General features: G+C 70.2%; 10 protein-coding genes. All 10 read right to left on the minus strand.

What is annotated here, in order from left to right; genetic code table 11:
• Positions 1-168: 168 nt before the first annotated feature.
• Entirely contained in the window at positions 169-1,347 is a 1,179-nt protein-coding gene (locus JOE67_RS06490; RefSeq protein WP_204974679.1) for a thiolase family protein, read from the minus strand.
• Positions 1,348-1,397: 50 nt separating this feature from the next.
• A complete protein-coding gene (locus JOE67_RS06495) occupies positions 1,398-2,342 on the minus strand; it encodes an aldose epimerase family protein (protein ID WP_204974680.1) in 945 nt (314 codons plus the stop codon).
• Positions 2,339-3,862: an L-arabinose isomerase gene (gene araA / locus JOE67_RS06500; protein ID WP_204974681.1), complete on the minus strand. Its 1,524-nt coding sequence runs from the start codon at positions 3,860-3,862 to the stop codon at positions 2,339-2,341. Before araA ends, JOE67_RS06495 begins: the two co-directional genes overlap by 4 nt.
• Positions 3,863-3,906: 44 nt before the next feature.
• A complete protein-coding gene (locus JOE67_RS06505) occupies positions 3,907-5,475 on the minus strand; it encodes a xylulokinase (RefSeq protein ID WP_204974682.1) in 1,569 nt (522 codons plus the stop codon).
• Positions 5,472-6,206 (minus strand): L-ribulose-5-phosphate 4-epimerase, encoded by a 735-nt coding sequence (locus JOE67_RS06510; RefSeq protein ID WP_204974683.1) that lies wholly within the window; start codon positions 6,204-6,206, stop codon positions 5,472-5,474. The genes JOE67_RS06505 and JOE67_RS06510 overlap by 4 nt, the downstream gene beginning before the upstream one ends.
• Before the next feature lie 263 nt (positions 6,207-6,469).
• Positions 6,470-7,480 (minus strand): LacI family DNA-binding transcriptional regulator, encoded by a 1,011-nt coding sequence (locus JOE67_RS06515; protein WP_204974684.1) that lies wholly within the window; start codon positions 7,478-7,480, stop codon positions 6,470-6,472.
• 25 nt (positions 7,481-7,505) lie between these two features.
• A complete protein-coding gene (locus tag JOE67_RS06520) occupies positions 7,506-8,543 on the minus strand; it encodes an ABC transporter permease (protein WP_204974685.1) in 1,038 nt (345 codons plus the stop codon).
• The gene (locus JOE67_RS06525) at positions 8,540-9,610 is read right to left on the minus strand and encodes an ABC transporter permease (RefSeq protein ID WP_204974686.1); all 1,071 of its coding nucleotides are present in this window, start codon (positions 9,608-9,610) and stop codon (positions 8,540-8,542) included. The genes JOE67_RS06520 and JOE67_RS06525 overlap by 4 nt, the downstream gene beginning before the upstream one ends.
• Complete coding sequence (locus tag JOE67_RS06530) at positions 9,607-11,214, minus strand: sugar ABC transporter ATP-binding protein (RefSeq protein ID WP_204974687.1); 1,608 nt, start codon at positions 11,212-11,214, stop codon at positions 9,607-9,609. The genes JOE67_RS06525 and JOE67_RS06530 overlap by 4 nt, the downstream gene beginning before the upstream one ends.
• Before the next feature lie 62 nt (positions 11,215-11,276).
• Positions 11,277-12,281: a substrate-binding domain-containing protein gene (locus tag JOE67_RS06535; protein ID WP_204974688.1), complete on the minus strand. Its 1,005-nt coding sequence runs from the start codon at positions 12,279-12,281 to the stop codon at positions 11,277-11,279.
• Positions 12,282-12,415: the final 134 nt, after the last annotated feature.

Raw genomic sequence — 12,415 nt, forward strand, 5'->3', positions numbered from 1 at the left:
GCTGTCACCTGCGCCGCGTACAACTGACTGTGCGCGGCGACAGAGCTTGACCGGATCGGGTGCCTGCCACCGCCGCGCCGTGGTGAGCGAGCCGCTCCCACCGCGGTCTCAGACCGCGAGACCCCCGCCGAATCGGGTCGGCGGGGGTCTCCCTCTTCAGTCGATGGGTCAGAGGCGCTCGACGATGAGCGCGTTCGCCATGCCGCCGCCCTCGCACATGGTCTGCAGTCCGAGGCGTCCGTCGATCGCCTCGAGGTGGTCGAGCAGGGTGCCGAGCAAGCGGGTTCCCGACGAGCCCAGCGCATGCCCCAGGGCGATCGCGCCCCCGCGCGGATTCAGCTTCGCCGGATCGGCGCCGAGCTCTGCGGCCCAGGCGAGCGGCACCGAGGCGAACGCCTCATTGACCTCATAGGCGTCGAGGTCGTCGATGGTGAGGCCGGCGCGTTCGAGCACGCGGCGCGTGGCGGGAATGGGGCCGGTGAGCATGAGCAGCGGGTCGTCGCCGATCACATCGAGCGCGACGATGCGCGCCCGCGGAGTGAGGCCGAGCTGCTCGGCGCGGTCGGCGCTCATCATCAGCGCCGCCGATGCCCCGTCGGTGAGCGGCGAGGAGTTGCCTGGCGTGATCGCCCACTCGATCTCAGGGAAGCGTGCGGCGAGGGCGTCGGTGCGGAACGATGCCGGAAGCCCCGCGAGCCTGTCGGCCGTGGTGCCCTCGCGCACTGTCTCGTCGATCCGGGCATCCGGCGCCTCTGCGACGGCCACGACCGTGCGGTCGAAGAAGCCGTCGCGCCAGGCCTGCGCCGCGCGGGCGTGCGACTCGGCGGCGAAGGCGTCGAGACGCCCGCGGTCGAAGCCCCAGCGCTGCGCGATCAGCTCCGCGCTCACGCCCTGGTTGACGAGGCCGTCGGGGTAGCGCTCGCGCAGCCGCGGCGACAGGGGCGACCCGCCGGCGGCCGACGCGCCGAGCGGCACGCGGCTCATCGACTCCACTCCCCCGACGATCACGATGTCGCTCTCGCCTGCCGCGATGCCGGCCGCGGCGAAGTGCACGGCCTGCTGACTCGAACCGCACTGGCGGTCGATGGTCGTCGCCGGAACGGTCTCGTCGAATCCCGCGGCGAGCACGGCCTGGCGAGCGATGTTCATCGCCTGGTCGCCGACCTGGCTCACGCAGCCGAGCAGCACGTCATCGATCTGGCCGGATTCGAGGCCGTTGCGCTCGAGGACGCTCTGCAGCACGCCAGCCGCGAGATCGACGGGATGCACGCCCGACAGCATCCCGCCCGGCTTGCCGCGCCCGACCGGGGTGCGGACGACATCGACGATCACGGCTTCGCTGCTCATGACTCCATCCTCGCGCGTTCCGTCGCCCCGCGGCGCGTCCCGCTGACGGATCAGACCGCCTGGATCGTCCAGGAGGCCGCGTGCGACTCGCCGGAGGCGAGCGCGATCAGGCCCATTCCGGAGGTGAAGGCATCGGGGGCGCAGGTCATGGGCTCCACCGCGAGACCGACCCGGTGCGTGGTGAGGTCGTCCGGGGTGTCTGCCGTGTGCACTTGCACCCACGGACACGCCTCGCCCCAGCTGATCGCTGTGCCCGTGCCGTCCGGCGCCCGCACTTCGACGCGCGACAGGCCGCCATCGCGATCGAGTGCGGTGAAGGCGTGGTCGATGAACGTCGTGCCGATCGGCCGCGGGGTGCGGAAGTCCCACTGCGGATGCCTGTCGACCGGCTCGACGCAGACCGGGATCAGCCGGTCTGCGGTCACGGTCAGCACCTCGGATGCCGGAAGCGACAGCGTCCACGAGTCGACGGCCGAGGCGCCCGAAGCGTCGGCGACGAGGTAGGGGTGCGGACCGGTGCCCCAGGGTGCGGCATCCGGACCCAGATTGCGGCCGGTGACCACCTGCGTGAGTCCTCCGGCGTCGAGCCGGTACTCGACCTCGACCTCGACGCGGAACGGATAGCCCGCCTGCGGCTCGACCACCGCGGCCAGCACGACGCGATCCGACTCGACCACCCGATCGGCGAACTCGAGCCAGCCGACCAGTCCATGCAGGGCATGCCCGCGTGCGGGCTCGGTCAGCGGCAGCCGGTGCTGCATGCCGTCGAACGCGTAACGACCGTCGACGACACGGTTCGGCCACGGCGCGAGCGTCGCCCCGCGGTACCCCGGACGCACGTCGTCGGCCTCGAACGGCACGACCAGGTCGCGGCCGTGGTGCGTCAGCGTGCGAAGCGTCGCGCCGACGCTCGCGATCACCGCCTCGTAGCCGTGCCCCGCGAGGGCGAGCTGGCGGCCGGAGCGCGGCCGCCCCTCGGCCTCGGTCGGCGTCACAGCCCCTGCGCCAGGCGGTAGTAGGCCTGGTTCCAGCGCACCTGCTTCTGGAACTCGGGCAGCGTGGTGGACTCGTCGATCACGAGCAGCTCGATCTCGGCCATCTCGGCGAAGTCGCGGAACGCGTCGATCCCGACGGCCGTCGACATCACGGTGTGGTGGGCAGCGCCGGCGGTGAGCCAGGCTGCGGCGCTCGTGGTGAAGTCCGGCGCCGGCTTCCACACGGCGCGCCCCACGGGCAGCTTCGGCAGGGCGGCACGGGGCTCGACGTTCTCGACGACGTTCGCGGTGAGGCGGAACCGGTCGCGCATGTCGCTCAGCGCGACGACGACCGCGGGGCCCGGATCGGCGGTGAAGACCAGACGCACGGGGTCGCCCTTGCCGCCGATGCCGAGCGGGTGGACCTCGAGGGTGGGCTTGGCGGTGGTGAGCGAGGGCGAGACCTCGAGCATGTGCGCGCCGAGGATGAGCTCGTCGCCAGGGGTCATGTCGTAGGTGTAGTCCTCCATGAGGCTCGCGCCACCGGGCAGACCCGCCCCCATGACGTTGGCGACGCGCACGAGGATCGCCGTCTTCCAGTCGCCCTCGGCGCCGAAGCCGTACCCCTCGGCCATCAGCCGCTGCACGGCGAGACCAGGCAGCTGCTTCAGCTCGCCGAGGTCCTCGAACGACGTGGTGAAGGCGCCGAAGCCGCCCTCCTCGAGGAACGAGCGCAGGCCGATCTCGATCGCTGCGCCGTCGCGCAGCGACTGGTGACGCTCGCCGCCTGCGCGCAGCTCGGAGGCGACCTCGTACAGCTCCTCGTACTCGGCGACGAGGGCGTCGATCTCCTGCTCGGACGCGGCGGCCACGGCATCCGCCAGATCGTTCACGCCCCACGTGTTGACCTGAACGCCGAAGCGCAGCTCGGCCTCGGTCTTGTCGCCCTCGGTCACCGCGACGAAGCGCATGTTGTCGCCGAAGCGCGCGAGCTTGAGAGAGCGGGCGGCGGCGAGGCCGGCGGCGGCGCGCTGCCAGGTGCCGAGCTCCTGACGCACCCGCGGGTCGGAGGCGTGCCCGACGACGGTCTTGCGCGGCACGCCCAGCCGGGTCTGGATGTACCCGAACTCGCGGTCGCCGTGCGCCGCCTGGTTGAGATTCATGAAGTCGAAGTCGATGTCGGCCCAGGGCAGCTCGACGTTCGCCTGCGTGTGCAGGTGGGCGAGAGGCTTCTGCAGGGCATCCAGGCCGGCGATCCACATCTTCGCGGGACTGAACGTGTGCATCCACGCGACAAGGCCGATGACGTTGTCGGCGGCGTTGGCCTCGAGCGCGATGCGCTTGATGGCGACCGAGTCGGTGAGCACCGGCTTCCAGACGATCCGCACCGGGGTCTCATCGGCCTCGTCGAGCAGGTGCGCGATCTGCTGCGACTGCTCGGCGACCTGCGCGAGCGTCTCAGGACCGTACAGGTGCTGACTGCCGGTGAGGAACCAGACCTCGTACTCGTCGAGGGCGGTGGTGAGCGGCGTGCGGGTCATGGGGTTCCTTGCGTTCTGGCGTGCGGCTGGTGCGGTCGAGGGGGTCAGAGAGCGGCGACCGCGGCGACCTCGACGGCGATGCCGGCGCGGTAGCGGTCGAGATAGGCGGCGTATCCGGCGACGTCGTCGGCCATCGGTTCGGCGACCCGGATGGCGGCACCGGCGAACACACGCTCGGCGAGGTGATCGCCGAGCGGACGGTCGGATCCGAGGTACGCCGCGAGCACGGCGATGCCCCAGGCTCCGCCTTCGGATGCCGTGTCGCCGACGGCGACGGGGGCGTTCAGCGCTCCCGCGAGGAAGCGCTGCGCGACGCCGGCCGTGCGGAAGATGCCACCGTGCGCGAACATCCGGTCGATCGCCACGCCCTCGCCCGCGAGCACCTGCATGCCCAGGGCCAGGGTGCCGAAGACGCCGTACAGCTGGCTGCGCATGACGTTGGCCAGCGTGAAGCGGCTGTCGGGGGTGCGAACGAAGAGCGGGCGGCCCTCGTCGGTGCCGGTGATCGGCTCGCCCGCGAGGTGATTGTAAGCGAGCAGACCGCCCGCGTCCGGTTCTCCGTCGAGCGCCTCGCGGAACAGGGTCTCGAAGACGGCATCCGCCGAGTGCGGGGTTCCGGATGCCTCGGCGAACCGCGCGAACATGCCCACCCAGGCCGCCAGCTCGCTGGCGCCGTTGTTGCAGTGCACCATCGCGACGGCGTCACCCGCGGGCGTGGTGACCAGGTCGAGCTCATGGTGCACTTCGGCGAGCGGACGCTCGAGCACGACCATCGCGAAGATGCTGGTGCCGGCGCTGACGTTTCCGGTTCGGGGAGCCGTGGCGTTCGTCGCGACCATCCCGGTGCCTGCGTCGCCCTCAGGCGGACAGAACGGGATGCCGGGCTGCAGCGCTCCGGTCGGGTCGAGCAGCGCGGCCCCGGCGGTCGTCAGCGCACCGGCCTCGGCACCGGCGACCAGCACCTCGGGCAGCAGCGCGCGCAGGTCGCCGCCGGTGTGGGCGTCGTACCGCTCGATGAGCGGCTGATCGTAGTCGCGCGTCGCCGAGTCGATCGGGAACATGCCCGATGCGTCGCCGATGCCGAGCACGCGCCGCCCCGTCAGCTGCCAGTGCACGTAGCCGGCGAGCGTCGTGAAGAACCGCACCTCGTCGGCGTGCGGCTCGGCGTCGAGCTGGGCCTGGCGCAGATGGGCGATCGACCAGCGCAGCGGGATGTTGACGCCGAGCAGCTCGGTCAGCTCGGCTGCCGCAGGGCCGGTGTTCGTGTTGCGCCAGGTGCGGAACGGCACGAGCAGGTCACCCGAGCGGTCGAACGCGAGGTAGCCGTGCATCATGGCCGAGATGCCGATGGTGCCGAAGGTGGAGGGGCGGATGCCGTAGCGGTCGTACGCATCCGCGATGAGGCCGGCGTAGGCCTCTTGCAGGCCGTTCCACACGGCGTCGAGCGAGTAGGTCCACAGGCGGTTCTCGAACCGGTTCTCCCAGTCGTGGAAGCCGGTCGCGAGCACCTCGTGGGTGTCGGCGTCGATCAGGCAGGCCTTGATGCGCGTCGAGCCCAGCTCGATGCCGAGCGCTGTGCGGCCCGAGCGGATGGCCTCTGCGGTGGCGCTCATCGGCGGGCATCCGAGTTCTGGCCGTAGACGTTCTGGTACCGGTCGTACAGGCTGTCGATCGCAGCCTGCGGGATGGGGATGAGCGGCCCCGCCTCCCGTGCGTGGTGCACGGTGCGGGCGACGTCCTCGACCATGACGGCCGCCTTCACCGCGTCCTTCGCGTCGACGCCGATCGTGAACGGGCCGTGGTTCTGCATGAGCACTGCGCGCGAGCGATGCCCCGTGAGCGTGTCGACGATCCCGCGGCCGATCGAGTCGTCGCCGATGATCGCGAAGGGTCCGACCGGAATCGGACCGCCGAACTCGTCGGCCATGGCCGTGATCACGCAGGGGATCTCCTCTCCCCTGGCGGCCCAGGCGACCGCGTAGGTCGAGTGGGTGTGCACCACCCCGCCGACCTGTGGCATGTGGCGGTACACGTAGGCGTGGGCGGCGGTGTCGCTCGACGGCGAGCGGTCGCCGCCTTCGCTGCCTGGCACGACGTTGCCGTCGAGGTCGCAGAGGATCATGTTCTCCGGTGCGAGGTCGTCGTAGCTCACCCCGGACGGCTTGATGACGAACAGGTCGGCGGTGCCGTCGTCTGAGAGGCGGACGCGTCCTGAGACGTTGCCACCGGTCCAGACGACGAGACCGTAGCGGACGAGTTCGCCGTGCAGGCGGGCGACGTCGGCGCGGACGGATCGGATCGCTGCCTCGACCTCGGGGGTGAAGGCGGGAACTGCACTGGTCACGGGCACCTCATCACGCCGGTCACTGTGACCGGTCACAGTCAGTGTGACACCGGCACCCGGCGAGCGTCAAGGGCGCAGTGCGCGAGATGCGTGCGTCACAACTCAGGAGATCCGCGGCCAGCGCCGGCACACATTCCCGGAATCCCGTGGCCGGTGCGGCCGCACGTGCGGCGGATCTCCTGAGTTAGGGCGCAGTGCGGCCGCAAGTGCGCGGCTCTCGCCCTGCGCGGAGCGGGCCGGTCGCGGGTCAGGCCGGTCGCGGGTCAGCGCGGCGTTGCGATCGAGTCGCGCCGCACCAGCACCGGCTCCACCGGCGCGAGATCGGATGCTGCGGCGTCCGCTCCGCCGAGCAGGGCGGCAACCGCGCGCCGCGCAAGCTCATCGAAGTCCTGCCGCACGGTCGTGAGCTTCGGCCAGTAGTACGCGGCGTCCGGGACATCGTCGAAGCCGACGACGCTGATGTCGCCTGGTACCGACAGCCCCGCCTCGTGCAGCCCGCCGAGCAGGCCGAGCGCCATCTGGTCGTTCGCCGCGAACACCGCGGTGACCCTCGAGTCGCGGATCGCGGCGGTGGCGGAGTAGCCGGAGCCCGCCGACCAGTCCCCCGCGAGCACCGGGCCGGGCTCCAGCCCGCGGGCCGCGAGCTCGGCGGTGAAGCCATCGGCACGGGACTCCGCCTCGAGCCAGTCGGCTGGTCCGGCCAGATGGGCGATCCGGGTGTGCCCTGCATCCGCCAGTGCGGCGACGGCCAATCTGGCGCCTGCGACCTGGTCGACCGAGAGACCGCGCGCGCCGCGATCCGAGGAGTGCAGGGTGACGACCGGCACGCCGATGCGCAGTTCGTCGAGCGCCTCGAGGGTGCCGGCGTGGGGCGCGACGACGACGATGCCCTCCACGCCCTGGGCGACCAGATGCTCGACAGCCGAGACGACGGCGGCGGCGTCCCCGGCGTCCGCGAACGCGGCGCTCACCCAGTAGCCGACCTCTCGGGCCGAGGCCTCGATTGCGGCGATGCTGCGCGAGGGACCGTACTGCAGGGCATCCGAGGCGAGCACTCCGAGGGTTCGGGATCGGCGGGTGCCGAGTGCGCGCGCCGCATTGTTCATGCGGTAGCCGAGCTCAGCCATGGCCGCGAGCACGCGCTCTCGCGTCGCCGTCGCGACCTCCGGATGCTCGTTGAGCACCCGCGACACGGTCTGACGCGAGACCCCGGCGAGCGCGGCGACCTCGCGCACACCCGCCGTGCGCTGGGGCGCCTGACCTGATCCGCTCATCGTCCCGAGTGTACGGCCCGTCGCGCTACTCCTTCTTGCGGGTGACCGCGCGCTGCAGCAGCACGAACACGAGCAGGATGCCGCCGGTGATGATCGTCGTCATCTCGGGCGGAATGCCGCCGTCCCTCGTGATGAGGACCGTCATGAGGCCCAGCACGAGCGCGCCGACGACCGATCCGAGCACGTAGCCGTACGCGCCCGTGAGCACCGTGCCGCCGATGACCGCGGCCGCGATGGCGTCGAGCTCCCAGCCGATGCCGGTGATGTTCTGCGCGGTGCCGAGGCGAGCGGTGTAGAGCACAGCGGCGAGACCCGCCAGGGCTCCGCTGATCACATAGACGAGCACCTTGGTGCGATGAACCGGCAGGCCCATGAGCAGCGCCGAGTTCTCGGAGCCGCCGATCGCGTACACGGTGCGACCGGTGCGCGTGCGGTGCAGCACGAAGAACGCGGCGAGTACGACGATCACGGCGACGATCACCGCCGGAGTGACGGTCAGGTCGTTGACCTTGGGCCCGTCGATGAGCTTGATCTTCTCGCCGATCCACCGCAGGCCCGAGTCCTCGGGCAGCCGCTCGGGCTGCGTGCTCAGCAGCGAGGCGAGCCCTCGCCCGAGGAACATCATCGCGAGCGTGGCGATGAACGGCTGCACGTTGAAGTAGCGGATCAGCACGCCGGAGACGAGGCCGAACACAGCGCCGATGACGATCATCGTCACCGCGACCGCGAACGGGTTCCATCCGGCGTTCACCAGCATCACGCCCGCGACCGACGAGAAGGCGATGATCGAGCCGACCGACAGGTCTATGCCGCCCGTGATGATGACGAACGTCAGGGCGACCGCGAGCACGATGAGGTGCGCATTGTTGATGAGCAGGTTCGACAGGGTGCTGGCCTGCACGATGCGCCCGTACGCGATCTCGCCGTAGACGATCATGCCGACGAAGATGACGACCGAGGCGATGGTCGGCAGCACCGACGGGTTCGAGGTGACGCTGCGCCCGACTCGGGCGGCGAGCGCCGCACCGGCGGGGCGGGCGGGGGTCGCGGTCGCGGAGCTCATGCCGCCACCTCCTTCTTCGGTGCGTCGACGCTCGGGGCGGTGGCGGCCGACCTCCGCCGGCGGAACCATGCCCGCACGCGGTCGGACTGCAGCAGGCAGATGACGATGATGACGAGCGCCTTGAACGCCGGAGTAGCCGACGACGAGACGCCGAGGAACAGCACGGTCTTGTCGAGGGTGGCGATCAGGAGCGCTCCGACGAACGCGCCCGAGAGCGAGAACTTGCCGCCCATGAGAGAGGCTCCGCCGATGACGACGGCGAGGATGGCGTCGAGCTCGAGCTGGTATCCGGTGCGGGAGATGTCGACGGTCATCACGCTGCCGACCGACATGACGCCTGCGACACCCGCGAGCACGCCGCTGAGGATGTAGGCGGTCAGCAGCAGCCCCTTCGGCTTGATCCCGGCCATCCGGCTGGCCTTGGGGTTGATGCCGATCGCCTCGATCATGAGGCCGAGGGCGCTGCGCCGCACGACCCAGGCGACGGCGATCACGATCGCGACCGCGAGGATGAAGACGACGGGGATGCCGAGGACGTAGCCGTTGGCGATCCACCGGTACGACTCGTTGGATGCCGCGGTGTTCTGCCCGCCCGTGATCACCTTGGCGATGCCGCGGCCGGCGAGCATGAGCACCAGGGTCGCGATGAACGGCTGCAGCCCGACATAGGCGACGAGCACGCCGTTGACGGCGCCGAGCGCCGCTGTGACGAGCAGCGACAGCCCGACCGCGGTGAACGCCGCGCCGGCGGATCCGGTCGCACCCGGTCCGCTGAGGAACTCCATCGACACCGCTCCGGCGACGGCCATCATCGAGCCGACCGAGAGGTCGATGCCCGCGGTCGCGATCACCAGCGACATGCCGATCGCGATCATCATGATCGGGGCCGCCTGGCGCAGGATGTCGATCACGTTGCCGACCAGGTTGCCGTTGTTGGGGTTGATCGAGATGGCGAGATAGCCGGGGTCCTTCATCACGTTGAGCACGAGCAGCGCGACGATCGCGATGATGCCCCAGAAGAACGGCTTGTGGATGAGGTCTCGCCAGACGGCGGTCGCGTTGTTCATCGCGCGCCCTCCTCTGCGGTCGTTGCGGTGATGGTCTCGGGCAGGGCGCCCTGCGCGTCGTCGAGCGTGGCTGCCGCGGCATCCGTCCCGTGCGCCGCGATGACGTCGACGATCTCCTGGGCCGTCACGTCGGGCCCGTTCTGGATCTCGCCGATCTTCTCATGGTCCTTGAGCACGACGATCCGCTCCGAGAGGCGCACGACCTCTTCGAGCTCCGATGAGATGAACACGACGGCGACCCCTTCTTCGGCGAGCGCCGCGACGGCCTCCTGGATCTCCGCCTTGGCTCCGACGTCGATACCGCGGGTCGGCTCGTCGAGGATCAGCACCTCGGGCTGGGTCGCGAGCCAGCGGCCGAGCAGCACCTTCTGCTGGTTGCCGCCGGAGAGGTTCTTGATGAGGCGGTTGGGGTCGGCCGGGCGCACGTTCAGCTCGGCGATGTACTTCGCGACGAGGGCATCCTGCTCCCGCCGCGGGATGGGTCTGGCCCACCCGCGTTCCGCCTGCACGGCGAGGATGATGTTCTCGCGCACGGTCAGGTCGCCGACGATCCCCTCGTCTCGACGGTTCTCGGTCGAGAAGGCGATGCGCTGGGCCAGCCCCTCGGCGGGCGACGTGATGCTGACGCTGCGCCCGCGCAGCGACAGCTCCCCCTGGTCGGGGCGATCGGCGCCGTAGAGCAGGCGGGCGAGTTCTGTGCGGCCGGAGCCGAGCAGGCCGGCGAGGCCGACCACCTCGCCAGGGCGGATGTCGAGGTCGGTGGGCTCGACGGATCCCCGGCGGCCGATTCCGGATGCGGAGAGCAGCGGCTGCTCATCGGATGCGCGCGGGGCGGTGCGGCGGTTTCCGCCGAGCGACTTCAGTGCATCGAGGTCTTTGCCGATCATCTTCGAGATCAGCGCGTGCCGGTCGAGCTCGCGCGTGAGGTACTCGCCCTCGTAGCGTCCGTTGCGCAGCACCGTGAGGCGGTCGCTGATCGCGTAGATCTGGTCGAGGAAGTGCGAGACGAAGAGGATCGCGACGCCCTGATCGCGGAGGGTCCGCATCACGCGGAACAGCCCGTCGACCTCGGCGGCGTCGAGGCTCGACGTCGGCTCGTCGAGGATGAGCACCTTGGCCTTGATGGCCATAGCGCGGCTGATCGCGACGAGCTGCTGCATCGCGATCGAGAGAGTGGAGAGCGGCCTGCGGGTGTCGAGCCGGTCGAGTCCGAGGCGGGCGAGCGCGTCGGTCGCCGCGCGGTGGGTGGCTCGCCAGTCGACGCCGAACGGCCCCCGCACCTCGTGCCCGAGCATGACGTTCTCGCCGATGCTGAGGTTGGGTGCGAGGTTCACCTCTTGGTAGACGGTGGAGATCCCGGCATCCTGAGCGTCGCCGGTTCCGGCGAACCGCCTCTCCTGCCCGGCCACCACGATCGCTCCGGAGTCGATCCGGTAGACGCCGGTGAGCGCCTTGATGAGGGTGGACTTGCCGGCGCCGTTCTCGCCCATCAGGGCGTGCACCTCTCCGGGGAAGAGGCGGAACTCGACGTCGTCCAGAGCCTTCACCCCGGGGAACTCGATCGAGATCCCGCGCATCTGCACGATGGGCAGTTCTTCGGTCATCGCTGTCTCTCCGTCTGGGTCGACGAGGCCGGGTGGCGCAGCGCGCGCCACCCGGCTCCCGGTCAGTACTTGCGGTCGGCGAGCACGGCCTTCGCCGCGTCGGCCGAGTCGAACGCCTCGCTCGGAACGATGATGTACGGCTCGACGTCCTCGCCGTCGAGCGCCTTCTGCACGACCTCGAGCGCGGTCTCGCCGAAGAGCGGGTTGTACTCGTGCACGTAGCTGAGCTTGCCGTCGGCGAGCGCCTGGATCGCATTCTTCGTGCCGTCGATCGTGGCGATCTTGATGTCCTCGCCGACGACGAGACCGGCCTCTTCTGCGGCCTGAGCGGCTCCGAGACCCATCTCGTCGTTCTGCGCGAACACGAACTGGATGTCGTTGCCGTTGGCCTTGAGCATGGTCTCGAGGACGCTCTTGCCCTCTTCCGTCGACCAGTTCGCCGTCTGCGCGTCGACCTTGGTCAGCTGCGCGCCTCCCAGGCCCTCTTCGAAGCCCTTGTTGCGCTCGTTCACGACGCCGACACCGGCCGGGCCCTCGAGCACGACGTAGTTGCCGCCGTCGGGGAAGGCGCTCGCCGCCCAGGCGCCGACCTCCTTGGCGACCTCGACGTTGTCGGGCGCGATGCGGGTGACGTACAGGCTGTCATCGTCGGGCTCGATGCCGCGGTCGAGCAGGATGACCGGGATCTCGGCCTCCTGCGCGAGCTTGAGCGAGTCCTCCCAGCCGGTGGCCTCTGTCGCCGAGAGCAGGATCACGTCTACGCCCTCATCGACGAAGGCGGTGAAGCTGTCGATCTGCGACTTCTGGTCGAGGTTCGCCGCTGGTGCGTAGCTGAGCTCGTACCCGGCCTCCTCTGTGAACGTGTCCTTGATGTTCTGCTCGTTCGCCTGACGCCAGCCGCCCTCGGGGCCGACCGCGACGAACCCGACGTTGATCAGATCGCCCGAGCCGCCGTCGGCGCCCGCATCCGCATCGGCCGTCCCTCCGCTGCAGCCCGTCAGGCCGAGCGCGAGAGCGCCGACCGCGGCGAAGCCGAGTACCGCTGTGATGTGCCTCTTTGCAGACATTGTTCTCCTCCTTGAGACCGGGTGCCGCCCGGGTGGACCGTGATGGTCCGATGTGGGTTCGCAGGACGTGGGTGCGTCCTGGCAAGGATGTTACCGGGAACATTCCGCTGAACACAAGAGATGTTTCTGCGGCG

This window comes from Microbacterium esteraromaticum (assembly GCF_016907315.1).
GTDB classification, from domain to species: Bacteria; Actinomycetota; Actinomycetes; order Actinomycetales; family Microbacteriaceae; genus Microbacterium; species Microbacterium esteraromaticum.